The 24740-nt window shown below is 50.9% G+C and carries 19 protein-coding genes; 5 read left to right on the top strand and 14 right to left on the bottom strand.

The window, feature by feature from the left end; translation table 11 throughout:
* Window positions 1-577 precede the first annotated feature (577 nt).
* Window positions 578-1252, top strand: coding sequence for a hypothetical protein (locus ACO0LN_RS21875; RefSeq protein WP_422977429.1), 675 nt, complete (start codon window positions 578-580; stop codon window positions 1250-1252).
* Between the two features lie 54 nt (window positions 1253-1306).
* Here the strand turns inward: ACO0LN_RS21875 and ACO0LN_RS21870 are convergent, their stop codons facing one another.
* From ACO0LN_RS21870 to ACO0LN_RS21810, 13 genes are all read right to left on the bottom strand, one after another.
* Window positions 1307-2677 (bottom strand): hypothetical protein, encoded by a 1371-nt coding sequence (locus ACO0LN_RS21870; RefSeq protein WP_422977427.1) that lies wholly within the window; start codon window positions 2675-2677, stop codon window positions 1307-1309.
* Window positions 2674-4383: an Hsp70 family protein gene (locus ACO0LN_RS21865; RefSeq protein ID WP_422977425.1), complete on the bottom strand. Its 1710-nt coding sequence runs from the start codon at window positions 4381-4383 to the stop codon at window positions 2674-2676. Before ACO0LN_RS21865 ends, ACO0LN_RS21870 begins: the two co-directional genes overlap by 4 nt.
* A 46-nt stretch (window positions 4384-4429) precedes the next feature.
* Window positions 4430-6115, bottom strand: a complete 1686-nt coding sequence (locus ACO0LN_RS21860; protein WP_422977423.1) for a hypothetical protein — start codon at window positions 6113-6115, stop codon at window positions 4430-4432.
* Between the two features lie 298 nt (window positions 6116-6413).
* Window positions 6414-7214 (bottom strand): DUF429 domain-containing protein, encoded by an 801-nt coding sequence (locus ACO0LN_RS21855; RefSeq protein ID WP_422977421.1) that lies wholly within the window; start codon window positions 7212-7214, stop codon window positions 6414-6416.
* A complete protein-coding gene (locus tag ACO0LN_RS21850; RefSeq protein ID WP_422977419.1) occupies window positions 7211-8374 on the bottom strand; it encodes a phospholipase D-like domain-containing protein in 1164 nt (387 codons plus the stop codon). Before ACO0LN_RS21850 ends, ACO0LN_RS21855 begins: the two co-directional genes overlap by 4 nt.
* Window positions 8371-9186, bottom strand: a complete 816-nt coding sequence (locus tag ACO0LN_RS21845; protein WP_422977417.1) for an endonuclease/exonuclease/phosphatase family protein — start codon at window positions 9184-9186, stop codon at window positions 8371-8373. The genes ACO0LN_RS21850 and ACO0LN_RS21845 overlap by 4 nt, the downstream gene beginning before the upstream one ends.
* Window positions 9187-9205: 19 nt before the next feature.
* On the bottom strand, window positions 9206-9655 hold the full coding sequence (nudB, locus tag ACO0LN_RS21840) for a dihydroneopterin triphosphate diphosphatase (protein WP_422977415.1): 450 nt from the start codon (window positions 9653-9655) through the stop codon (window positions 9206-9208).
* A gap of 188 nt (window positions 9656-9843) precedes the next feature.
* On the bottom strand, window positions 9844-10326 hold the full coding sequence (locus ACO0LN_RS21835) for a cache domain-containing protein (protein WP_422977413.1): 483 nt from the start codon (window positions 10324-10326) through the stop codon (window positions 9844-9846).
* A 286-nt stretch (window positions 10327-10612) separates the two neighbouring features.
* The gene (locus ACO0LN_RS21830; protein ID WP_422977436.1) at window positions 10613-11407 is read right to left on the bottom strand and encodes a CsgG/HfaB family protein; all 795 of its coding nucleotides are present in this window, start codon (window positions 11405-11407) and stop codon (window positions 10613-10615) included.
* A 54-nt stretch (window positions 11408-11461) separates the two neighbouring features.
* Window positions 11462-13264 carry an aspartate--tRNA ligase gene (gene aspS / locus ACO0LN_RS21825; RefSeq protein WP_422977411.1) on the bottom strand — a complete coding sequence of 601 codons (1803 nt, stop codon included), beginning with the start codon at window positions 13262-13264 and terminating at the stop codon, window positions 11462-11464.
* A gap of 61 nt (window positions 13265-13325) precedes the next feature.
* Window positions 13326-13928 (bottom strand): DUF502 domain-containing protein, encoded by a 603-nt coding sequence (locus ACO0LN_RS21820; protein WP_422977409.1) that lies wholly within the window; start codon window positions 13926-13928, stop codon window positions 13326-13328.
* 53 nt (window positions 13929-13981) lie between these two features.
* On the bottom strand, window positions 13982-14308 hold the full coding sequence (locus ACO0LN_RS21815; RefSeq protein WP_422977407.1) for an FmdB family zinc ribbon protein: 327 nt from the start codon (window positions 14306-14308) through the stop codon (window positions 13982-13984).
* Window positions 14309-14398: 90 nt separating this feature from the next.
* Window positions 14399-15889, bottom strand: coding sequence for a sodium:solute symporter family protein (locus ACO0LN_RS21810; RefSeq protein WP_422977405.1), 1491 nt, complete (start codon window positions 15887-15889; stop codon window positions 14399-14401).
* 428 nt (window positions 15890-16317) lie between these two features.
* On the opposite strand from ACO0LN_RS21810, the gene ACO0LN_RS21805 reads away from it, so the two are divergent.
* The gene (locus ACO0LN_RS21805) at window positions 16318-16998 is read left to right on the top strand and encodes a Bax inhibitor-1/YccA family protein (RefSeq protein WP_422977403.1); all 681 of its coding nucleotides are present in this window, start codon (window positions 16318-16320) and stop codon (window positions 16996-16998) included.
* A gap of 111 nt (window positions 16999-17109) precedes the next feature.
* On the opposite strand, the gene ACO0LN_RS21800 is transcribed toward ACO0LN_RS21805, so the two are convergent.
* Window positions 17110-18126, bottom strand: coding sequence for a M20/M25/M40 family metallo-hydrolase (locus tag ACO0LN_RS21800; protein WP_422977401.1), 1017 nt, complete (start codon window positions 18124-18126; stop codon window positions 17110-17112).
* A 284-nt stretch (window positions 18127-18410) separates the two neighbouring features.
* On the opposite strand from ACO0LN_RS21800, the gene ACO0LN_RS21795 reads away from it, so the two are divergent.
* The 3 genes from ACO0LN_RS21795 to ACO0LN_RS21785 all read left to right on the top strand — a co-directional run bounded on the left by ACO0LN_RS21795 (window position 18411) and on the right by ACO0LN_RS21785 (window position 24673).
* On the top strand, window positions 18411-19526 hold the full coding sequence (locus ACO0LN_RS21795; protein WP_422977399.1) for a GNAT family N-acetyltransferase: 1116 nt from the start codon (window positions 18411-18413) through the stop codon (window positions 19524-19526).
* A gap of 93 nt (window positions 19527-19619) precedes the next feature.
* Window positions 19620-20867, top strand: coding sequence for an exonuclease SbcCD subunit D C-terminal domain-containing protein (locus tag ACO0LN_RS21790; protein WP_422977397.1), 1248 nt, complete (start codon window positions 19620-19622; stop codon window positions 20865-20867).
* Window positions 20864-24673, top strand: a complete 3810-nt coding sequence (locus ACO0LN_RS21785) for an AAA family ATPase (protein WP_422977395.1) — start codon at window positions 20864-20866, stop codon at window positions 24671-24673. The genes ACO0LN_RS21790 and ACO0LN_RS21785 overlap by 4 nt, the downstream gene beginning before the upstream one ends.
* Window positions 24674-24740: the final 67 nt, after the last annotated feature.

Genomic DNA, 24740 nt, shown 5'->3' with positions numbered 1-24740 from the left:
TTTCGCCAGCTCTTTGGCCAGCGCCTGCAGTTTGCTTCTTTCCATTGCGTTTGTCGTCATTTTGGCAATTCCTCATTATAGGAGCTTCATCTGCCAGAATTACTTACACACTTTTATTTACAGGCTCGATGAGAGCTGCACAGGCGAATAAACAAACTGAGCTTCGGGTTTTACATTCAAGCACATCGAATTCTGGTAAGCCGTAGTTCCGCAGCCTATGTTGAGCTTAAGTGAATAACTATATAAATTAGAAGCATCACTAAGAGCAATACTCCACAAAACAACACTCAAGACATCAGTGAATGCCTTGCGCTCTATGAATTATAGCAAGTGGACATATCTTGTATGTATCTAATGCAATGGCGAATAACAGATGCCGAATGATCACCACGATACCAGGACACAGCAAATCCCCTTTCAAGCCTATTTGCTGGCCCCCATGTTTGCGCCGCTTACCTGGTTGCTTGCGGCTGTAGGCACATGCCTTTATGGCCGGGGGCTGAGTCTGGGTGCATTTGGCATACAGCTCCTGTTCATGCTGTTCTTGCTGTTGGGTTCCTATGCATTGTGCACACCTTTGCTGCATATCTGGGCGGGGCTGGTGCGCAACCCCAAAAAAAGCAAATACGCAGGATTTATAGTTGCCGCAATCGCTGCTCTGATACTAGGCATGCTGTATGCGCAGCCCTGGTTTCAGTATACTCAGCATTCGACGCAAAACCTCGTATATCTGGTATTCATGCTGCTCACCAGCCTCGGCATGTTTGTGAACCTGAAAAACCTGTTCTCGCCCGCAGATAGTAACAACTACCCCGTTGGTCTCGCATGGATGAGCAGGCAGCCCAGCGCTTGGGGCTTATTTTCACTATTCAAAGGTATTTTAGCCCTGCTCATCATTTGTCCGGCAAGTTATTTGAATTCACTGCCGCCCCAGAGTTTTAATTTCTTCAGTTTGTTTAACTTTTTATATAAACAGGGAAATTTTGCCGAAGAAGCATTTGCAGCATCTGTGTTTCATATCCATCCGGGACATTTTCTGGACTGGTGTATTTACAGCGCTATCATACTGGCTGTAGCAGCGATGGCATCCTCGCTGCAGGCAAAAATACGCGGAGAGGATTCCTTGTATCATGCAAGCGGCTGTATCTGTGGTGTGCTTGCTTTGGCTGTTTTTGACCCCAAGCTGGGCTTTATCGCAGGCCTTGCTTACAGTCTGGCTTCTTATAGTTTGGCATTAACAAAGAGGGAATAGAAGTTTATTCAAGCACAGCCATCTCCCTTTCCAACTCATATCAAGAAACCAGTCTCAAAGACCAAGAAAATCAAGCAGCTTGTCCAAGGTGTCGGAAAAGAGCCCGGTCATGATGCAGGTCAGTAAATACATGCCAAATACAGACCTGAGTACATATTTCTGCAGCCGAGCCGGGGTCCATTTTTCCTCTGCTTTTTGGGGCGTTTTTTTTGCGACTTTCTTTTGCGGTGGCCTTTTTGAATTCTGGTCCGGCTGCAAGGTAAGGCGCATATCTACATAGTTCTGCCACCAACTGACAGATTCACGATTAACTTCATATTGCAAGGCATCTTTCTTGTCTGAACCTAACTCCCGTAACAACTTGTGCATAGCCAGGAGCTGTTCATGAATTTCTGCAAAGGCCTTGAACTTTTCTTCGTTTGGAATAGCCATCAATAATTGAAAAGCGGCAGCTGTCGGTGTGCCATAGGGCAGGCTCTCCATGTCACGACGCCACTCGCGCGCATTAGCACGCCTGACCAGGTTGATGACTGCCGCCGAATGCTGGCGGCGCTTGGGCAATAAGTTTTTCCAGTCGTAATACGCAGTCAAAAATTTGACCAGTGGGTAGCACACGTCGAAGGATTCATTGATCACCTGCACAAAAGCTTGTTCCAGCCTGACCTTGAAATCCAGATTTCCCCAGGCTGGCTGCTCCAGTAATTGCCTGAGCTTTGCTTCTTGCTGACGGACATCAGTCCTCAGCAATATGTTACAAACTTGCAGGGCCGCAGTTGCTGCGTCAGGTGGGTGATTACCGGTAGCAGCATTACTGCTGCCTTGCCCGGCCATTTCAGAATCTGACTGCGCAATATTTTTAAGATTTGCCTTGTTCGAGAAATAAGCAATTTGAGGACGTGGGCCCGGTTTCCACTTTTGTCTCAGTTGCTGTTCCAGGGTATTGTCAGATTCCAGATTTAAATCCAGATTGACGGACCAGTTCAAAGGCTGGTCCAGCACATGTCCAGGAAAACCGCCAGGTACCTCTGTCTTTTGCTGAGTTTGTTCAACAGCTTGAGGCACAGGGCGCGGCCCTGGCGGTACCGTTTGGGTTTGGGACTGAGTTTGACCACCCCAGGATAAAATTTGTGCATCCAGGTCCGTCGTACTGGGCAGGGATGGGTCTTCCTCCGGCCTGGTGTCTGGCTGGAGTATCGCTGCCATGTCCAGCTCAGGCAGGTCTGGCTGCTCTTCAGTGAAATTGGGGCCCGGCGCCTTGTCAGTATCGCTTGCTGTGGAAAGAGCCAACTCATAGGCCTGACGCAAGGCCTTGAAACCTTCAGGATCATCTTCAGGGTTGACCTGCTTCAGACGCGCGGCATAGGCAAGTTTGATTTGCCGCTTGTCATCTGTGGCGGCAATACCAAGGTGGACGAAGGGATTCATAACAAGGGCGCGCCCTCGAATCGGGTCAGCACTTCCGTGAACGCCTCATTGGCCTTGGCGATTTCCCTGGGGTTTTGTCGTGCCAGTATTTGCTCATACTGGCTGAGGCGTGCAGCAACCCATTCACGGCGGTTACCAAGATTTTGTTCATACAGCCGTTTCAGACGTTCCAGCATGGCCTGATTTTCAAGTTGATCACGCGGATGTATTTTCAATGCACGCATCGCCACCAGGCTGCGTTCAAGCTGCTCTGCCGACATCGCGCCGGGATTTTGTTCTATGACCAGGTTTTGCTTTGCCCCTGTGGCTTTAATGGTAGCTTCCACTTCCAGCAAGCCATTGATGTCATAGGTGAAACGAATGTCTAAACTGCGGTCCGTATTCGGCGTAAAAGGCAGGGGAAGAGTGAAGGCTCCCAGCGCAATATTGTCTTTGGTTTCACGACTTTCCCCCTGGTAGACCCTGATATCGATCTGTTCCTGCCTGTCACTGATGGGTTGAAATTCCTTGGAGCGGCTGACTGGTACCACCGTGTTACGTTCAATCAGAGGACTGAACAAACCCGTGCGATACTCGCCGTCACCGTACTCTTCTGATACTGCGATACCGAGCGAATAAGGGCAGACATCCGTCATGACAACTTCATTGAGTGCCTCGTCCCTGGCTTTCAGGCCAGCCTGGACGGCAGCGCCGATGACGATGGCCTCATCGGGATTGATATCACGGCTGGGGAAGCGGCCAAACAAACGGGTCAACAGACGATGGACGATAGTCATGCGGGTAGAGCCGCCTACCATTACAACGCGGTCAAGCTCATTCGGCCTGATATTGGAATCACGCAGTGCGCGCTCTATAGGCTGGCTCAAGCGTTGCAGCAAGTCTGCGCACAGTTTCTCATAGGCAGTGAGACTGACCTCCCAGAGCAGCTCGGATTCATTGTGACGGTAAGAAAAGGTGGCATGATCGCCACCGGACAGGGAGCGCTTGACCCGCTCTGCTTCTGTGCGCAAATGGGTACGCTGGGCGGCGCTTAAATCGGTCTCAATAATACCGGCAGTCTTGCCGGTATTTTCAATGAAGCCCTTGACCAGCACTCCGGTAAAATCTTCGCCACCAAGGAAATTGTCACCTGCAGTTGCACGGACTTCCATGATGCCTGCAAACAATTCCAGAATGGACACATCAAAGGTGCCGCCACCAAGATCAAACACCAGGAATTGTGATTCTTTAGGCGCCAGGTGCAGACCATAGGCCAGTGCGGCAGCCGTTGGTTCGTTCAACAAACGTTCTACCTTCAGGCCTGCCAATTCACCGGCAATGCGGGTGGCCTTACGCTGGGTGTCGTTAAAATAGGCTGGAACGGTAATCACGGCCTCAGTCACTTTTTCACCAAGAAAAGCCTCGGCATCGGCAACCAGTGACTTCAGCACCAGCGCAGATAACTCTTCTGGCCGGTAGTTTTTACCCGCAAGCCGCATGCTCTTTTCCGTACCCATGTGGCGTTTGAAAAGAGCTGCAGAACGGTCAGGATTGGTCAGCAAACGGTCACGTGCAGGCAAGCCTACCAGCACTTCGCCATTGTCGTTGATACTGACACAGGAAGGTGTCAGCACATGACCCAGCGCGTTGGCAATCAATTGCGCCTGACCATCTTTCCAGACAGCGATCAAGCTATTGGTTGTACCCAGATCTATACCGACTATCATTTCAAAAGCCTTTATTATAAATTCCGACTAAAATTGTTTTGTACCACTAGTGGACTGGCCAGCCATAGGCAGCACATTGACGGGCAATCGCTGGTGTCCAGAATTTGCTGGGTAAGAACAAGGCGACACCTGGAAATGCATCATGTATCAACACCGGCAAATAATTGGAGAGCAGGCGACTAACCGGCAAATGCTTGCGTATCAACAAAATTGCGGAAGTACACACATCGTCACTCGATATTCTATAGGGCAGCTCTGCGCCTAGCGTCATCGGTATTTCGTCTGTCATGAAGTCCGCCATGAAACCTAGGCGCGCATCAAACGGCCTGCATCCTTTGTAGGAGTTCAGTTTTTTGGCGATAACTTCAAGCTGAGGCGGTGTCAGCAAACCCTGGGGATCAAAAACGATTTGCGCGAAGCGATCTACATTCTCATCTGTATAGGCTTGATTATGTGCCTGTACTATGCAAGCCCAGACTACCCTTCCTCCGCGATAAAGGGAGAAGTAAGTCTGAAACCACAGATTGAAATACTTGTCCTTGAACCAGTCAATTCTCTTGGTCGTCAGGTAATCACGCTGATGCATGGGCCAGTTGTCTATCAATTGCTGTACGGCGGGCATTTCATCATTGATGCTGGCAGCCCGCTGCGTAAAGGCAGCCTTACCCCATTGCTTGAAGGCAGAACGCAGTTGTTGCGAGGTTTCTTTAGCAAACAGTTGTCGTAATATAGCCTGTAAAGGGAAGAAGGGCATCCCCATCTCGCCACCTGCTGCATTGAAGACCGCAACCAAAGACCTGGCCGGGCTGGCAGTGATGCTTTTTTTATCAGGAAAACGCTGCCCGAATTGCGCAATGCTGTACCAGTCAACATGGCAGCCGGCTGCTTTGGCGATGACCTTGCTGCAATAAAACGCAACACAATACAAAAAATTCATATTCGCAGTGCGGGCTGTGAATTCATCTTCAGTCATGCTCAGGCTGTTTTGCAATTCGCCCAGCAAATAATCTACCCTTAACAGGCTGGGCAACGAAAAATCCAGCTTTAGCTGATACAACGCTCTTTGAAAGCAAATGCCATCATCAAACGGGTAGCGTGCAATCAGTGCATCGAGGTAGCGTGAGCCTATTTCATTGCTATTCCAGCCAGGCTCAGGCAAGGATAAAAATGAAGGACAGCGTGCCGCAATGACTGGCGACTCTGACTCATAACTGGCTTGCGAGGGCTTGAGCTTGCGATCATACTCCATAGGTTTGCGCCAATGGGTAGCACAACGACTGGACAACAAAGCGGTAAACTCGGGCAGTATTTCATCAAGCATGGGGAAGATTGCCTCTGGGTAGCGATACACTTGCACCATGCCGGCAAGCAGACCCAGGCCTTGTTCTGAGCGTGAATATGGCAGGGCCAGTACCAGACCATGCAAAATCTCAGGCACTACGGAAAATTCGATCAACAGGGTAAGAGCGCAGGCAGAATCGGGCATGAACGTTGCGCGGCTCTCAGCCATCAGCTTGACGACAGTGCCCGCCATATTGGTTTGCAACCACACCTGTTTTCTTTTCTCGAAATCATCTGCACCGCTTTCCAGTTTTTCTTCCCAGCGCCTGCCACTTTCATGCAATTCATAAAGCGTCGGTGGCCAATCACTTTTAGGCAACACCTGAAACGCTGCTGCGGCGACATCCGCTGCCATGGCAATGGCAGCACGCAGGGACGATGTAAGCAGCATGAGACGGTATCCTGAAAACTGGTATGAATAATGATGATTGCCTGATGTTACCTATTTGCAACTTCCCCTCTTGAACTCATCTGATCTGGCCTGATTATCCCCGGCGAAAATGTCTGAGAAAAAAGTTCTTAGTGCAAAATAGAAAACCCCATAGTTTAACATCCTGTATATGATCATGAATGAATTCTGCGCGCCAGACAATTAAATTCAGAGCTAAAAGCGGGACAGCACTACGGGCCAAAAATTGGCAATGAAAATCTGCTATCCAAAGTTGGGGCTCAAGATAAAACCGAAAATTTCAAGAACCCACTATCCAGCCTTCAAGCGGATCAAATTCTGGCAAGCCAAAATTCTGGCCGCGTCTGTCATGAGCCCAGGCGGCCAATACCATGCATAGCACGGCATCCAGCAAATCGGCGCTACCGTCGCTCAATAATGCATCGCCAAAATTACCTGCATGGAGTTTGATTTTCCATGGTGTAGAGCCGGCTTTCAGCGCCTGCAGGATGTGCTCGCGGGCCTGCCTGCGTTCTGGTGTTTGCTTGCTCTTGTCATCGCTTTTATATGAGGCTTTGGTGATGCTGCGTGCCACCATGCCGGGGTACGCTTCGAGGGCGATGCGTTGTGGGTCGCCATCATACATGCCGGGGATGCTGACACGGGCATCCAGCAAGCGCGGGGCACCTGCGTGCAGCATGTAGGCTACCGGGGGATTCACCCATTTCATCGAAGGTGAAGACCCAGCAGGTATATCCGTTGCCCTGTGAGCAAATTTATTACCAATGGCACGGGCATCACAAAATGCCTTGAATTGCAGGCGCAATTCAGCACGTGTCTGAGTGTGCAGATGGCGCATCAAATCTGGCCAATTGTCTGGCCAGTGCAGATGCTCTATCAGTTCGCGCGGCAGCGAAAATGGCAAATCAAAACCAGCTAGCCAGGGGCCAGGTTGCATGAGCCAGTTGTCAAAAGCAGTGAAGTCACTCAGTGTTTGCAGGGACTCCAGACGCAGTACATCACCTTGCATCTGACCGCTGGCAATCGTAATGCCTTTGCGGCGCGATGGTGCCGACGTGAAATCCACACCGTGCAATTTCATCCGTAATGTCCGAAGGTGACGATGCGCATGAGGCCGCGGTAAATCAGATATGCCGCGCCATACCAGGCGCGCTTGTACCAGGCTTTTTTGTGCACATCTTCAGCAAGGATTTCTATGCCATCGGCGATACCCAGTTCCAGCTCATGCGCGAGGCTGGCGGCAAAGGTTTTGTCGCGGATGACTATATTCGCTTCATGGTTGACGAACAGGCTTAGGCCGTCAAAATTGCTGGAGCCTACCGTCGCCCAGTCTTCATCAATGACACCGACTTTGGCGTGCAGTTGCGTCTTGCCATATTCGACGATGCGCACGCCAGCTGCCAATAATTTGGGGTAGAAAGATTGCGATACCGCATCCTGCAAGGCGAACTGACCTACGCCGAGCAAGAGCACCACATCGACACCACGGGTGGCAGCAGATACCAGGGCACGGCGGAATTTTCTGCCGGGGGCAAAGTAAGGCGTGACCAGGATGGCACGTGATCTTGCCATGCCCAGTGCCTGCAGGTAAGCGCGTTGTATGGTGGCGCGGTTACGCAAGTTGTCGCGTACCACCAGCGCCGCTGAAGTGACCTGCTTGCCGGCGGTCTTGGCATCGGCATGCAAATGTTTCATCAGCGCGAAGCGGGTACGCAAACCCAGTTTGCCAAGTTTCCGCCATTGTGATTCGACTTCCAGATGGATGTTAGCGACGAGGGGGCCAGTGACGGTAACAGCAAAGTCCCAGCGTGGAAAAGGTAAAGCCAGGCCAGAACCATCGTCAGCAATACAGTCGTCAATGATATTCAAACCACCGACGATGGCGACATGTCTGTCAACCACGCAGATTTTTCTATGGGTACGTGCCAGGCCGCGCTTGAACCAGGGATTAAAGCAACGGCAAACTACGCCCTGCTCATTGAAGCGCCTTGTCAAATCAATTGCATGTCTTCTGTCACTGCCTATCCAGTCTATGACCACCCTGACCTGCACCCCACGCGCTGCTGCTTGCACCAGTGCTGCCTGCACGGATTGCGCAGTCTCGTCAGCCGCAAAGATGTAGGACTCGAGATATACTTCATGCTGTGCCTGGTTGATGGATACAATCAAGGCAGGGAAAAACTGGGCACCGCTATGCAAAAGCTCTACATCATTGCCTTCAATGAAATGCAGCTTTCTCATGGGCTTTTTGTCGTGTCCAGCAATTCAAGGCTGACGGTGATCGGTACATGATCCGATAATGTAGTCCAGGGGGCGCCTTTCATGACACACGCATCATCTACCTTGAAGCCGCGCAGATACACACGGTCCAGGCATAACCAGGGCAAGCCGGCAGGAAATGTGCGAGCATGGCCACTAGTATCCTTGTTCAATATTTTACGCATACCCTTCAGCGAAAACCGTGATGATGGCCCCTGTGCCTCGACATCAAAGGCTTCAATGACAGCCAGTTCCTGATACAGGGTCTGGCTCAGGCGCTGGCTCCAGTCATTGAAGTCACCGGCAATTACCAGTGGCGCATCGGCAGGTAAATCTTGTTTGATGGTTTTTATCAGTGCCTGTATCTGGCGACGGCGGCTGCCAGCAAACAAACCAAGATGAATCACAAAACAATGCACCTGGATTTTGTCGATCTGCACGATGGCATGCAGGATGCCACGCTGCTCATAGGCGTGGTCTGACACATCATGATTGGTGAAAGAGGCGATTGGAAAGCGGCTCAGCAAGGCGTTGCCATGGTGGCCATGCTCATACACGGCATTCATGCCATAGACTGCCTGATGGGATTGTCCGGCCAGGAAATCATGCTGGCTTTCTTGCGGCCAGAGTGTGTGATTTTCTGCATGCAGGTCATGTTGCCCCTGTACTTCCTGTAAAAATACCAGGTCAGCATCGAGCAAATCTATCGCTTCCTTGATGCCATGGATGCGGGCCTTGCGGCCAAATGCACTGACGCCCTTGTGGATATTGTAGGTGGCAATGCGCAGCTTCATGGGGACTTCCTTTAGCTTGTTAAACCTCGACCAGCTTGGGCAGTTGCAGTATGGCTTCGGCATTCGATGCGGAAAAACACTTATCCGCAGCATCCCGCCATGGCAACCACAAATATTGCAGATGTTCACGCGGTGCCAGTCTGATGGTGACGTCAGGGCTGACACACAGGCCAAACACATGCTCGGTATTTTGCGTCACACCCGGCGCATAGCGATGACGCCACACCGGGTAGATTTCATATATATTGGTCAAACCCCAATCTTGCAAGTCGAATTGCAGGGCATCAATACCGGTTTCTTCAGCCACTTCACGGATGGCGGTGGTCTGCCAGGCCTCGTCCACGGTATCTTTCGACCCAGTGACAGATTGCCAGAATCCCGCCTTGTCAGCGCGTTCCAGCAAGAGTACATCAAGTGCGGCGGTGTAAATAACTACCAGGACAGATTCAGGGATTTTATGCGTTGACATGCCAGGCCGAAATGATGATCCGGTGTTTTCAAAACCACTATTCTAACGCCTTTGGCTCATCCATATTTGATACTGTAAAGTAAAACGGCACTCCTTGAGCAATAAGCTCAACAGAATGCCGTCAATGATCGTCACCACAACATGGCAACGCTGGCCGGAAGTAGATTTTCCTGATTGCCCGGTATGGCTTATTTCTTCTCGAAGTAAGTTCCTACGCAGACCATGCTGTCCCCGGCTCCGCGTTCGCAATAGGAGCGTTTCAGTTCATAGCTTTGTGTCGCTGGATTATTGAACTTATAAGGACCATACCAGCCCTTGGACGAGGTTTTCACCAGGTCTATCATGCCTTTGATAAAGGCATTTCCATCCACATCTTTCATGCTCATGAGGTTTTTGCCAACCATTTTTGCATTTGCCCCCTGCGCCAGGCAATTGCCTTCAAAGTCATACACAAAGACGTATAAGTCTTTTTCCTTGAATGCACCATCGGGATGATCAGTGAAGACTTTGTAGGCTTTTTCTGCACCGGCTGATTTGACCAGGGCAACTGCTTTTTTGACCATGTCCTGCGCCTCGGCTTCAGTTCCATGCTCACCTGCTGCTTGTGCGAACGGTGCACATACAACCATTCCGATTATTGCTGGCAATAGTTTTGCTGAAAAACGTCCCATCTTAATCTCCTTATAAGTAAATACTTACCATCGGTGCATGCACCACAATGTAGGCCACTTGTTTCTTTATAGCAGCTTTTTTTTGCTATGCTATTAAAGGAAACAAGAGTTTACATTGAAGGATTTTTATTTCATCGCCATAGATCTGAAACAAAGGAGTGCCATTTAAATGATTGGCTGCCAGCAAAGCCGGCAACTATCAACAATTCATGCGATGCAGCAAAATGCAAAAAAGCCTGCAAAGCAGGCCTTTTCAGATCGAGTAAATAACAACGCAAATGAAGACTTACTTTTTCACCGGCACTGCAGGCGGCATTTCTTTTTCCTGCAACTGCCGGACTTGCGGCACCAGTTTATTGTGAGCATCCAGGAAGGCAGCAACGATGACCTTGGCTTCATTGGTATTACTCCAGCCTGCGCCAAAGCCACCACCCGCAGCACCAAAGCTGAGTCCACCCACGCCCAGATCTGTCGTCTTGGCTGAACCGGTTGCCGCTGCCAGTTGCTCGGTGGTTTCATTATCGGTCAACAATAAAACTACCTGTGCTTCCTTGAAGCTGACCTTCTCGGCATAGCCCGTAAAATTCCTGAGGATAGGGATCATGCCCATGATGGCACCAATACCGCCACCTGCCTTGCTTTCAGAAAAAGTCAGGCTGGGGGTGATCGTGTATTGCGCTTCGTAGCCTTTGCCCTTGGATACCGTAGAATTTTTACGGATAATGCCCTGGTCCTTGAGTTCCTGCTCTTGTATCACTGCCTTCAGGCCAGATGAGCGATCCACCACGCGGAAGCAGCCGCTCTGCTGAGCCAGCAATCGTATCAAAGGCACAGGTGAGGACGGCAGGTTGTACTGGCTGCTCATGGTATAGCCATTCGGATTCTCGACCAGCGACAGGGTCGCCACAGGCGCATCACACTTGACCAGGGTCTTGCTGGCACCCTTGGCACCAGCAGGACCGGCAGCGCCTGTTACTTCAGAAGAACCTTCACCAAGCTCAGTTTTCTTTTCTCCGCAAGCGGCGAGAAACAAACTGCTGCTCAACAATAAAAATAAGGCTGTCCTGTTATTCACTTGCATACTCTTTTCATTGCTGTCAGTTTCATTCATTAATACGTCCTTGCGGATGAAGAATTACGCGAGTTTTGGTTCTGCTGCACGCAAACGGATATGCAGTTCACGCAATTGTTTTTCATCAACTTCAGACGGTGCTTGTGTCAACAGACATTGGGCACGCTGGGTTTTCGGGAAAGCGATCACGTCACGGATGGATTCAGCACCGGTCATCATGGTGACGATACGATCCAGACCGAAAGCCAGACCACCGTGCGGAGGGGCGCCGTATTGCAGGGCATCGAGCAGGAAGCCGAACTTCAATTGTGCTTCCGCATCATCGATCTTCAAGGCACGGAACACTTTGCTTTGTACTTCAGCACGGTGGATACGCACAGAACCGCCGCCCAGTTCCCAACCGTTCAGGACCATGTCGTATGCTTTAGCGATACATTTGCCTGGGTCTGTTTCCATCAAATCTTCATGGCCATCTTTTGGTGCCGTGAACGGGTGATGCGTCGCTGTCCAGCGGTCGTTTTCTTCATCATGTTCAAACATAGGGAAGTCAACTACCCACAATGGTTTCCATACGTCTTCAAACAAACCATTGGCTTTGCCGAATTCGCTATGACCGATTTTCACGCGCAATGCGCCGATGGCGTCGTTGACGACTTTGGCTTTGTCGGCACCGAAGAAAATCAGGTCGCCGTCTTGTGCGCCTGTACGTTCCAGGATTTGCGTCAATGCCGCGTCATGGATGTTCTTGACGATAGGGGATTGCAAACCATCACGGCCCTGGGCCTTGTCGTTGACCTTGATGTAAGCCAGGCCTTTGGCACCGTAGATACCAACGAATTGGGTGTATGCATCAATTTCAGAACGTGGCATGTTGGCACCACCTGGTACACGCAAGCCAACGACACGGCCATTGACCATATTGGCAGCGCCAGCGAATACTTTGAAATCGACGTCTTTCATGACGTCTGTCAATTCTGTGAATTGCAGTTTGACGCGCATGTCTGGCTTGTCGGAACCATACAGACCCATGGCTTCAGCAAATTCCATGACAGGGAAAGGATTTGGCAGGTCAATGTCCAGCGTGTTTTTGAAGACCAGACGTATCATGCCTTCAAACATGTCGCGAATCTCTTGCTCATTCATGAAAGAAGTTTCGCAATCGATTTGGGTAAATTCTGGCTGGCGGTCTGCACGCAAGTCTTCATCGCGGAAGCACTTGGTGATCTGATAGTAACGGTCAAAGTTGGCCACCATCAGTAATTGTTTGAACAATTGCGGGGATTGTGGCAGCGCGAAGAAATTACCAGCATTGACGCGGGATGGGACCAGATAGTCACGAGCGCCTTCAGGCGTCGATTTGGTCAACATCGGTGTTTCGATATCGATAAAGCCATTTGCATCGAGGAACTTGCGCACTTCCATCGCTACCTTGTAACGCAGGCGCAGGTTGTTTTGCATTTGCGGACGACGCAGATCCAGCACGCGGTGGGTCAGGCGTGTGGTTTCAGACAGGTTGTCATCATCGAGCTGGAATGGAGGCGTGACGGAAGGATTCAAGACTTCAACTTCATGCGCCAGCACTTCGATCTTGCCTGATTTCAGGTTGCTGTTGCCAGTACCATCTGGACGGTTGCGTACCAGGCCAGTAATGCGCAGGCAGAATTCATTACGTACGGATTCTGCAGCTTTGAACACATCAGCACGGTCTGGATCGCAAACTACCTGCACCAGACCTTCGCGGTCACGCAAGTCGATGAAGATCACGCCGCCGTGATCACGACGACGATGCACCCAGCCACACAGGCTGACGGTTTGGCCGAGTAATTCCTCAGTAGTGAGGCCGCAGTATTGGGTACGCATGGACATATTTCTTACCTGTCTGTATTCAAAATTAAAAATGATTTGATGCAGTGGATAACCACATCATTTATTTGGTGGGGAGATGCTCGGGAGCCACCACGCCCATGGAAACAATATACTTGAGTGCGGCATCGACACTCATGTCCAGCTCTATGGCTTCATCCCTGGGTAACATCAGGAAAAAGCCGGAGGTCGGATTCGGTGTAGTTGGCACATATACGCTGACAAAATCGCCTTTGAGGTGATTAACCACATCGCCACCCGGTACACCGGTCAGAAAACCTATGGTCCAGCAATCACGGCGCGGATATTCAATCAGTACGGCTTTGCGGAAGGCATTGCCGGATGATGAGAACAGCGTATCCGATACCTGCTTCACGCTCGAATAGATGGAGCTGACGATAGGAATGCGCTGTAACAGGCCTTCCCAGGCTTTGATGACATAATTGCCAATAAAGTTTTGCGCCAGCAAACCTGTCACAAAGACGATGAGCAAAGTCAAAATCGTGCCTATACCGAGCACCTTGAAGCCGACCAGTTTTTCTGGACGCCATTCCACTGGCAACAATAACAGGGATTGGTCCATGGTACTGATAATGGCGTGCAGTACCCATAGCGTGATCGCCAGAGGTACTAAAATCAGCAAGCCAGTAATAAAGTATTTACGCATGGTAATCGTCTGCTTTGTGAATGGAACGGCAATAATAAGGGATAAAAGACAATTCAGGCAGCCTTGCCAGCATCGCTGGCAGGGGCAGGTGCACTTGACTCAGCCGCTGGCGTCGCTGCCGGAGCAGGGCTTGTCGAAGTTGCTGCACCGCCTTCAGCGGTTGACGCTGCTGTTGGTGCAGCCGCGCCACCGCCAGAGCCATTGCGGAAGTCAGTCACATACCAGCCTGAGCCCTTGAGCTGGAAGCCGGCAGCAGTCACTTGCTTGCGGAAGGAAGACTTGCCGCAGGTCGGACAGACACTGAGCGGCTCGTCAGACATCTTTTGCAATACATCCTTGGCAAACCCGCATTCTTCACAGCGGTAAGCATAAATCGGCATGGCGTAGCCCTAAAAAACTGATAAAACCCTGAATTATAAAGGTTTTTGATCAGAATTTGCGCATTGCATCATGCCGAGTCCAGGAAAGGATCAAACTGCCGACTTCTTTTGGACAAATTGCGGCAGCAAAGACCCCGCAATCATGCCTGTCATGCTCATCAATACCCCTACCAGTTGTGGCGGCCACAAAGTCAGATCGTAGTTATTCAGAGATAAGACAGGGCTCAGAATTTCTACTAATTTCTGTGGCCAGGTTCCGTAAGCCTGGACAATTTCCATCGTTACCCATGTAGAAATACCAAGAATGATGGAAGCCAGGCCGCCCTGGGTAGTTGCCCGTTTCCAGTACAGGCCAAAAGCCAGTGGCACAAAGGCGGCAACCAAGGTTACTTTGTAAGCATTTTCCACCATTTTGTAGATGCTGGACTCGGTATTCATTGCAAAAACAGTAATAATGGCAGTAAATACCAGCACCACTGCACGCATCATCAACAAAAATTGCTTATCGCTTTGCTTGGGGAAAAATGGTTTCAGGATATTTTCAGAAAAAGTCACTGAAGGTGCCAGCAGGGTAGCACTGGCGCAGCTCTTGATCGCTGACAGCAGGGCACCAAAGAACATTACCTGGGCCAGCATGGGCACCTTGGTCATGATCAGGGTAGGCAAAATCAGTTGCGAGTCTTTATCGATCAGGCTTTCGACCATCTTGGGGTCGATCAGGGTTGCGGAATACGCCAGAAACATGGGGATGAAGGCGAAGCAGAAATACAATACACCACCGAGTACCGATGCGTTGCCGGCAATTTTTTCATTCTTGGATGAAGCCACACGCTGGAATACGTCTTGCTGCGGTATCGAGCCCAGCATCATGGTGATCCAGGCGGCAAAGAACCAGAGCGACTCTTTCGCTGTAGGCTGGGGCCAGAATTCCAGCTTGCCTGCATTTGCTGCATGTTCGATAACAACTTTGGCACCGCCAACCATGCCTGAGACTTCCCAGCCTATATACAACATGCCAATCACGATGATGATCATTTGCAAAAAGTCAGTGATCGCCACCGACCACATGCCGCCCATCAATGTATAGATCAGCACGCTGCCTGCACCGATGATCATACCCCACTCGTTGGTAATATAACCACCAGATACCACACTGAACACCAGGCCCAGGGCCTTGATCTGGGCAGCCACCCAACCGAGATAAGAGACGACGATACACAGGGTTACCAGCACTTCGGCGGTGCGGCCAAATTTATTACGGTAGTAATCGCCTATGGTCAGCAAATTCATGCGGTACAAAGGCCGCGCGAAGAACAAACCAACAAAGATCAGGCACAGCGAAGAACCAAAAGGATCAGCCACCACACCTCGCAAGCCCTCCTTGACGAAGGTCGATGAAATGCCCAGCACCGTTTCCGAGCCAAACCAGGTGGCAAATACGGTGGCGGTGACCACATACATGGGCAGGGAACGGCCAGCGACTGCATAGTCCTTGGAGTTCTTGACATAACGGGCAGCATAAAGGCCGATGCCTACAGAGATTACCCAGTACAGGATGACAAACCAGATGAGTGTATTCATGGGGAAACGTGCAATGATGTCAATAAAAAACCCGCTTTTTTTTGCTGCGGGCATTATAGACGTAAGTTACACGAAGTTTGATGCTGGAACAGGTAATTTTCTGCGATGTATTGCGCTTATTTGCTTAAAAAACACGCGAATTTGGCTTATGTATCAGAATGTACCTGTAAATAACATCCGCCTCGAACAAGCCGAAAATTTCACTCTCTATAAGTAACAATATCGGGAACAATACCGGAAACCAAATACTTATTACATAAGCAACAACTTGAAACACTTTGAAACATGAATTTCTTCATTTCTGTGTATTCAGATAAAATCAGCTGAAACTTGCAAACTTTGCAGTTTTTTTGAACAAGTTGTTAATCCAGCTTGCTCAGTAAAATTTCACTCAGGCAATACTCATCACATTTACGATAGGAACATCCATGGAACTGGCAAGCACCCAGCAAGGTTACGGACCAGCGCGTGAGCGTTTTATCAGCAAGACCTTTAATCATCTCGGCGGCGCAATTCTGGCGTTCACTGCGCTTGAAGTCATTTTATTCAAATCCGGCATCGCCGATGTCATGGCACAAGCCATGCGCCACCTGCCTTGGTTCCTGATCCTTGGCGCCTTCATGCTGATAGGCTGGCTGGCATCACGTGCAGCTCACACGGTAGAAAGCCTGCCCCTGCAATATGCAGCGCTGGGCGCCTACATCGTGGCTGAGGCGATTATCTTTATCCCCATCCTGTCCATCGCTAACAAGGTTGCGCCTGGTGCCATTGCCAATGCTGGCCTGGTCACCATACTGGCAACTGTAGGCCTGGTCGGTATTGCCTATGTGTCGCGCAAAGACTTTTCTTTCCTTGGCAGCGTCTTGAAATGGGGTGGCCTGGTTGCCCTGATCCTGATCGCCTGCGGCATGATCTTTGGTTTCCAGCTTGGCCTGTTCTTTTGCGTAGGCATGGTCGCCTTTGCCGGTGCAGCGATCCTGTATGACGCTTCCAACGTCATTCACCACTACCCTGAAGACCGCTATGTCGGCGCTGCGCTGGAGCTGTTTGCTTCTGTTGCCCTGATGTTCTGGTATGTATTGCGCATCGTCATGAGCCTGCGTGACTAAGCAGGGATCAGGTATTTATTCAGCACCAAGTAGTTTTAGTATTCAGTAGTTGCATTCATTCCAGCCTGCATACCTGCAGGCTGGAATGTAGTCCTCGCCTTCCTTGCCTGCTTACTTCCCGCCTTTATTTGCCCCCGCCACACCCGCAGCCTGCAAGTCTTTGCTCTTGTTCCTGAAATCTGTGGTCAACATGGCCTGGTCCAACAGGTAACTGGCTTTGGTCAGCAAATCCACCACACCAAGATAGAACTGTGGATTGATCTTGTCTGCCGTATCGGTAGGCTGGTGGTAGTCGGCATGGTCTTCGACACCAAAATAGATATGCGGCACTCCTGCCAGGAAGAAAGGCAGGTGATCTGACTGTTTTGTCCAGTCATCCTGCCCCTGCTCTGGCCTGTCATGGCCAAATTTGAGCTTCACGCCTTGCGTACCGTCGAGGCTGGCCAGCAAATTCTTGAGTGCAGGTGTATGGTAGGCCCCGCTGGCATACAGCTCGCCCTTGTCACCACGGGCTATCATATCGAAGTTCATGTTCATGCCTATGCGCGCCATATCCATGACAGGCTTGGCCGCAAAAGCACGTGAACCACTGAGCCCCATCTCTTCTGCATCAAACAGGATGTACATGAGGTCATGCTGAGACGGATTTTCTTTCATGGCAGCAGCAATCGCCAGCACCGCAGCCACGCCAGAGGCATTATCATCAGCACCGTGGTAAATCTTGCCGCCTTTCTCGCCAAGATGATCATAATGCGCTGTAATCGCCAGCACAGGTGCGCTTGCATGTCCGTTCATACTGCCGGGGCTGCAGGTAATGATATTTTTACCCTTTCGGCTGGCACCCTGGCGGGTCTGAAATTCAAACTCATGCACAAAATCGTCCTTGCATGGTGTCAGCCCCAATTGCTGCAGGCGACTGATAATGTAGTCACGTGCCAACGCGCTGCCCTTGCTGTCTGTCGCACGGCCTGCCATTTCTTCGCTGGCGAGTTTATTGACGTCGATCATGGCCTGAGCAGTCAGAGCTGCGGATTCAGCTGCCTGCACAGGCAAATGTGCGAGGCCAATGGCAAATACTGGCAACAGACTGGGTAACAAACTTCTAAGCGCTTGACGAATTTTTGACATGGATCATTAACCTGATGTTTGATGAGAGTGATATTGGTCGATGCTGGATCGTTGCAGCTAAATCTTTTACTAAGACAAGCGGGCATCAATATAAGTTCTACTTACATAAAACACCATGATCCTATGGCATTCATGTTCCAAAATCGCGCCAAACATGGCCGCAAGCTTGCAATTACTGGCATTACATGGCATAACCCCCCACCTGAGCTTATCGCGACAAAGTTTTTAACAATCCCTTGAAATCATTTTATAGCCAGCTTACGAAGCACAAGATTTATCCATAGATGTCGAACCTCACAAAACTTGTTGTCAACACAGATGCAGAATTTGAAGCCCTGGCGGCTTCATGGCGGCTGCTGGAAACACAAGTGCCGCACTTGTTGCCATTCCAGACCTATGACTGGAACCACGCCTGGTGGCAGGTTTTTTCGGATTCATCCTGGTACCACAAAGATGAACTGGCGATCTGCACCCTGCATGAACAAGGGCAACTGGTTGCGGTAATGCCGCTGACAAATACCCATGTCGGCCTGCACAGTCTGTTCATTTATCGTTATGTGCGCCCCTTTGGCTCAGATCCCAACCTGACAGAAATACGTATACCACTGGCCTTACCCGTTTACACCGAAACCATCTTGCAGCAATGGGAAGACCTGTCACGCCATGAAACCTTTGGCCTGACAGAGTTCCAGGTTATCCACACCAGACAACATGCGGCGCGATTTTTGGCCAGCAATGCGGCAGTGCACCCCCTGGAAGCGCGGGATATCCCCAACTACATCCTGCATCTGAACGAGAACTGGGCAAGTTTTAAATCCGGGCTCAAACGCAATATCAAGGAATCACTGCGTCACTGCTATAACTCACTGGCGCGTGACAACCTGAGCCTGAAGCTGCAAGTCTGGCAAGGCCGCGAAGAAATCAAGTCCAGGCTACAAGAATTTTATACCCTGCACGCGGCCCGCGCAGGTGCCGCCAATACGGTGGAACACCCAGACTATTTTGCTGCCCCCAAACACCGCGCCTTCATGGACGCCCTGCTGAACAATGATTTTGGCCAGCGCATGCGCCTGTTCAGTCTGGAACTTGATGGCCGCGTGGTTGCCGTGCGACTGGCATTTACCATGGGCGAAGAACTGTATCTCTACTATTCAGGCTATGACCTGAAGTTTGCCCGCTACAGCGTCATGACGACTTTGCTGGCAGAAATCATACAATGGTCATTTACACAGAACTTCAAGCGCGTCAATTTATCGGTAGGCGAAGATGTATCAAAAACCCGCTGGGGCCCAGCTGTCACGGAATATGTTGAATACCAGTGCGTGAAAAACCAGGCCTGGCGCAAGACACTGGGCAGCACCATCCTGAAGATGCGCAAATCACGTCGGACAAAAGCCTGAGCCTGCATCCTACATCAGCTTAAAAAAAACAGTTACACTTGCCTGCGTTGGCATACCATGCCCACCTGTATTTGCATAGGCTAAGGAAAACTCTTGCGCTTCATCCACACCTCAGACTGGCACCTGGGCCAAACCCTGCACAGCGCCGAACGCGGCCTGGAACACCAGCACTTTCTGGACTGGCTCATCATTGCGCTGGAACAGCAACAGGCAGACGCATTGCTGATCGCCGGTGATGTGTTCGACAACGCCAATCCGTCTGCAAGTTCACAAAAACAGTTTTACCGCTTCTTGCAGCAAGCCAAGGCACGCCTGCCCAAACTGGATATTGTTATCATCGCTGGCAACCATGACTCACCCGGCAGGCTGGAAGCACCTGGCCCGCTCTTGGATGGCATGGACATCAGCGTCATAGGCATGGTGCCTCGTCTGACAGATGGCAGCATAGATATAACAGCCATGGTCTTGCCATTACGGCAGAATGATGAAATTGTCGCCTGGTGCCTGGCGGTACCCTTCTTGCGTCCTGGCGACGTACCAAGGGTAGAAAATGCCAGTGATCCTTACATGACGGGCATCGCCCAGTTATACAAGGATGTGACGGCACATGCACTCAGCCTGCGCCAGCCTGGTCAGGCCGTCATCGCCATGGGGCATTGCCATATGGTAGGTGGCGAAATATCAGAAGACTCTGAACGCCGCATCGTCATCGGCGGTACCGAGGCTTTGTCCGCCAGCATGTTTGGCAATGAAATTACTTATGCAGCACTGGGCCATTTGCACCTGGCACAAAGAGTCGGCAAGCAAGAACACCTGCGCTATTGCGGCAGCCCCCTGCCCCTGTCATTTTCTGAAGTCGATTACCAGCATCAGGTTTTGTGTGTGGATATTGAGGGCGACAAACTCACGCAGGTGACACCGCTGCACGTACCACGGACGGTTCAACTCTTGCGCATCCCCAAACAGGCTGCAGCTCTCCCCACTGTGCTGGATGCACTCGATGGCCTTGATCTCGCCAGCATCACTGATGCGAGCAAAGGCAGGCACTATGATCCCTATCTGGAAGTCCGGGTCAAGCTGGAAGCACCAGAGCCCGGCCTGCGTGCCCGCATAGAAAGCTATATCGAGGGCAAGCCCTTGCGCCTGCTGAAGATAGATACGCACTACCCAGGCAAAGCGCAGGATGACAATAGCGACGAACAGGCAACGCAGGATACGCTTGACCGCTTGCAACCAGAAGATATTTTCCGCCGCCTGTATCACGGTAAATACCTGCAAGATGCTCCGGGCGACATGCTGCAGGCTTTTGGCGAACTCTTGCATGGTGAGGACACGCAATGAAGATACTCGCCATACGCGGTAAAAACCTGGCTTCTCTCGCTGGTGAATTTGCCGTCGATTTCACACAAGAGCCTTTGCAGTCTGCCGGCCTGTTCGCCATCAGTGGCCCCACCGGTGCAGGCAAAAGCACCTTGCTGGATGCCTTGTGCATGGCCCTGTATGAAAACACGCCAAGACTGATCAAGGCAGGCACGACAAAGTTACCCGATGGTGCAGATGCAGTAACCCAGCAAGACACCGGCAATCTGCTCAGGCGCGGTACTGGCGAAGGCTATGCCGAAGTGGATTTCGTCGGCACCGACGGCAATGCCTATCGCTCACGCTGGAGCGTGCGCCGTTCACGCAATAAAGCCACCGGCATCTTGCAGCCCACTACCATGTCGCTGCACCAGTTACCGCAACTGCAGCCCATAGGCGGCAAGAAAACCGAGGTCAAGGAAGAAATCATCAAACGCCTTGGCCTTAAATTTGAACAATTCACCCGCGCCGTTTTGCTGGCACAGAATGAGTTTTCCAGCTTCTTAAAAGCCGATGACAATGACCGTGGCGAACTGCTGGAAACCCTGACCGGCAGCGATATTTATGGCAAAATTTCACAACGCGCCTTTGCCCGCTCCAAGCTGGAACGCGAAGCGCTGGAACGCTTTCACGTACGCCTGGCAGACAACAAGCCACTAAGCGCAGAAGAACGTACGCAACTGGATACAGACCTGAGCCTCAGCAAAACCCAGTTGGAACAACTGGACGCCCAACTCGCAGAGCTGCAAACACATGTGCGCTGGCATACCGATGACAGCAGGTTGCTACTGGGAGAACAGCAGGCCCAGCAGAAATTGCAAATTCACGAACAGGAAAAAACAGCCGCTGCAACAAGAGCCGCTTATCTACAACAAGTAGAAAGCATACAAACTGCGCGCCCACTGCTGACAGAACTCGACCGCCTGCAACAGACAATCAACCAGGGACAGGCAGACATTGCCACAGCGCACAACAACATACAGACAAGCACACTCAGCGCACAAGAAAAACATCTGGCCCTGACGCAAGCACAGCAAGCATTGCAGAAAGCCGAACATGCGCTGCAAGAAGCAACGCCTATGCTGGATGCCGCCAAGGCACTCGACAGCAGCCTTAATATTTTGCGCAGCAACTGGCTGGCTGCACAACAAACAAAAGTGCAGGCAGAACAGGCACTGGCAACTGCAAGGCAACAACACAAGGGCAAACAGACTGACCTGGCACAACTGCAAAAAAAGCAGCAAGACCTGCAAATATGGCTGACCCAACACGCGGGCTTGCAAAGCCTGGCCGATAACTGGACAGCATGGGAATTATTATTGAAGCAGGCTGCAACTGCTAAAAAAGATGCCAGCTACCAGCAACAAAACATACTTGATCTACAAAAACAAAAAGACAAGCAAGAACAACTGCTGGCAGAACGTGCACTACAACTACAGGCGAGCGAACAAAGCTGGATAACCACTGAAAATTTACGCGAACAAGCGGCAGCAAAACTGGCACAGTTCGACTTGCCCGGCATGCAGGCACAAAGACTGGCACTTGATCAAAGGCGCGAACTGTTAAGTAATGCTGTTGACTTGCACAAGCAAATGCATGAACAGGCACAACGCAAACAGGTTTTGGATAACCTGCAGCAAGCCAGTCATTCAAGCATGCTGGCTACGGATAAAACCATTGCACAGATCAATGCTCAATTACCCAGCCTGATTGCTGCAAAAGAACAGGCACAAAAAAGCCTGCAACTGACCCAGGCCGCCTGCAACGCCAATGTAGAAAGCCTGCGTGATGCACTGCAAGACGAGCAAGCCTGCCCAGTCTGCGGAGCGACTGAGCATCCCTACAAAACCGGCAACCAGCAATTGCATGCCTTGCTGGTGCAACTGGAGAATGAACTCAAACATTGCCAGCAAGTTGAGCAAGACCAGCGCCAGTTACTGGCAACCGCAACGGCTGAGTACAGGCAATATCAACAACAGCAAAAGCAATTACAGCAAGAACTGACGGTATTGCAGCAACAGGAAAAAATCGTAGCAAGCACCTGGCAAGCGCAAAGCATCGCCACTGAATTGCAGAATGCGAAAATCGAGAATGAACAAGCCAGTACCTGGTTAAGCCAGCAACAAACTGGCTTGCAAGAACAACTGCAACAATTGCTTAAAACCGAGCAAGCCTATCAGCAAGCAACAAAGATCAGGGATGAGGCATTTGCCACTACAGAAAAAGTACGCTGCACCTTGCAAGAACATAGAGACAGCCACACAGCACTGACCCATGCCCTTGAGAAATTCACGGTCGCATTGGCGCAAGCAACAGAAAAAGAACAGGATGCCAGTCAAAGACTGGACGATGCCCTGGCACAATTGGCGGCAGCATTTGCCGCCCAATCAGATGAAGGCAACAGTTGGCAAGACAACTGGCATGCATCGCCACTGGAATTCCAGAACCAGTGTGCAATCCATGTACAGCAATGGCAGAGCCATCAACTTGCATCCAGCCAGAGTACTGAACAACTGGCAAAGCTGCAACTAGAAATCGACAAACTGCAAACACAATCCCAGCAATTGGAAGAAAAGCTTTCCAGCGACAACAAACGCTACCTGGATGCAGATACTGCATTAAAACAGCAGCAGGCCAAACGACAGGAATTATTCCAGGGACGCGCCGTCAGCGAGGTAGAAACGCAATTCACACTGAGCATCAATCAGGCAAAAGCAGTACTGCAAACCCAACTGCAAGCCCATGATGAGATACGCCAGCAACTGGCACGCCTGCATGAAGCGCAAGAACAAATCAATAAACGCATCGCCCAGCAAAACCAGGAACTGCAAATCGCAACTGAAAAACTGCAGGAGTGGATAACTCAGCAGCAAACCACTGTAGAAAACCTGGACGAGGCACACTTGCGTGAATTGCTGGCACATCCACATGAGTGGATTGATGCAGAACGCCAGGCCATGCAGGCCATCAATAATGCAGTCCAGCAAGCCACAACCATATTGCGTGAACGGAGCCAGCAAAGGCAACAGCACTTGCTTCAACGTCCCGCTCCACTCAGTTTTACTGAGGCAGAACCCATGCATGATGAGACTGAACAAGAAAGTGAGACTGCGCCAATTGATATAGGCGAGAGCGAACATCTGCAATCCGTGTTCAGCAATATCAGTGAGAAACGCCAACAGGCACAGCAAGAATACAGCCGCCATCAACTCACGATGGCACAGGATGAAGCACGCCACCAGCAAGCCAAGAGCCTGATCGCCACCATGCAGGAGCAAGAAAGCCAGACCCGCCTTTGGGCACAGATGAATGAATTGATAGGTGCAGCAGACGGCAAGAAATTCCGTAACTATGCCCAGCAAATCACGCTAGACGTCTTGCTCGCCTATGCCAACCAGCACCTGCACCAGCTCTCACGCCGCTACCGCCTGCAACGCGTGGCAGACTCGCTGGCCTTGATGGTCATAGACCAGGACATGGGCGATGAACAGCGCTCTGTACATTCGCTGTCCGGCGGCGAATCTTTCCTGGTATCGCTGGCCCTGGCGCTGGGCCTGGCATCGCTGTCGAGCAACCGCATCAAGGTTGAATCCCTGTTCATCGACGAAGGCTTCGGCAGCCTCGATGCAGATACCCTGCGCATCGCCATGGATGCCCTCGACAGTCTGCAAGCCCAGGGCCGCAAGGTCGGTGTGATCTCGCATGTGCAGGAGATGACGGAGAGAATATCGACAAGGATACAAGTACAAAGAGTATCGGGCGGAAGCAGCCTGGTACATGTGACTTAAAGTGGTGAACTACCTAATTTCTACGACGATTGCAATCAACTTAACCAAATAGCACTAAATACAATGT

It is taken from the genome of Undibacterium sp. TC9W, from assembly GCF_049339865.1.
GTDB lineage: Bacteria > Pseudomonadota > Gammaproteobacteria > Burkholderiales > Burkholderiaceae_D > Undibacterium.
Note: the sequence above shows the minus strand (reverse complement) of the source record. Positions and strands in the feature narration are given on the sequence as shown.

Bases quoted from the DNA above. Each gene is read 5' to 3' on its own strand.
- ACO0LN_RS21870 (WP_422977427.1), bottom strand. From the start codon at position 2,677: ATGAATCCCTTCGTCCACCTTGGTATTGCCGCCACAGATGACAAGCGG.
- ACO0LN_RS21865 (WP_422977425.1), bottom strand. From the start codon at position 4,383: ATGATAGTCGGTATAGATCTGGGTACAACCAATAGCTTGATCGCTGTC.
- ACO0LN_RS21860 (WP_422977423.1), bottom strand. From the start codon at position 6,115: ATGCTGCTTACATCGTCCCTGCGTGCTGCCATTGCCATGGCAGCGGAT.
- ACO0LN_RS21855 (WP_422977421.1), bottom strand. From the start codon at position 7,214: ATGAAATTGCACGGTGTGGATTTCACGTCGGCACCATCGCGCCGCAAA.
- ACO0LN_RS21850 (WP_422977419.1), bottom strand. From the start codon at position 8,374: ATGAGAAAGCTGCATTTCATTGAAGGCAATGATGTAGAGCTTTTGCAT.
- ACO0LN_RS21845 (WP_422977417.1), bottom strand. From the start codon at position 9,186: ATGAAGCTGCGCATTGCCACCTACAATATCCACAAGGGCGTCAGTGCA.
- nudB (WP_422977415.1), bottom strand. From the start codon at position 9,655: ATGTCAACGCATAAAATCCCTGAATCTGTCCTGGTAGTTATTTACACC.
- ACO0LN_RS21835 (WP_422977413.1), bottom strand. From the start codon at position 10,326: ATGGGACGTTTTTCAGCAAAACTATTGCCAGCAATAATCGGAATGGTT.
- ACO0LN_RS21830 (WP_422977436.1), bottom strand. From the start codon at position 11,407: ATGCAAGTGAATAACAGGACAGCCTTATTTTTATTGTTGAGCAGCAGT.
- aspS (WP_422977411.1), bottom strand. From the start codon at position 13,264: ATGTCCATGCGTACCCAATACTGCGGCCTCACTACTGAGGAATTACTC.
- ACO0LN_RS21820 (WP_422977409.1), bottom strand. From the start codon at position 13,928: ATGCGTAAATACTTTATTACTGGCTTGCTGATTTTAGTACCTCTGGCG.
- ACO0LN_RS21815 (WP_422977407.1), bottom strand. From the start codon at position 14,308: ATGCCGATTTATGCTTACCGCTGTGAAGAATGCGGGTTTGCCAAGGAT.
- ACO0LN_RS21810 (WP_422977405.1), bottom strand. From the start codon at position 15,889: ATGAATACACTCATCTGGTTTGTCATCCTGTACTGGGTAATCTCTGTA.
- ACO0LN_RS21805 (WP_422977403.1), top strand. From the start codon at position 16,318: ATGGAACTGGCAAGCACCCAGCAAGGTTACGGACCAGCGCGTGAGCGT.
- ACO0LN_RS21800 (WP_422977401.1), bottom strand. From the start codon at position 18,126: ATGTCAAAAATTCGTCAAGCGCTTAGAAGTTTGTTACCCAGTCTGTTG.
- ACO0LN_RS21795 (WP_422977399.1), top strand. From the start codon at position 18,411: ATGTCGAACCTCACAAAACTTGTTGTCAACACAGATGCAGAATTTGAA.
- ACO0LN_RS21785 (WP_422977395.1), top strand. From the start codon at position 20,864: ATGAAGATACTCGCCATACGCGGTAAAAACCTGGCTTCTCTCGCTGGT.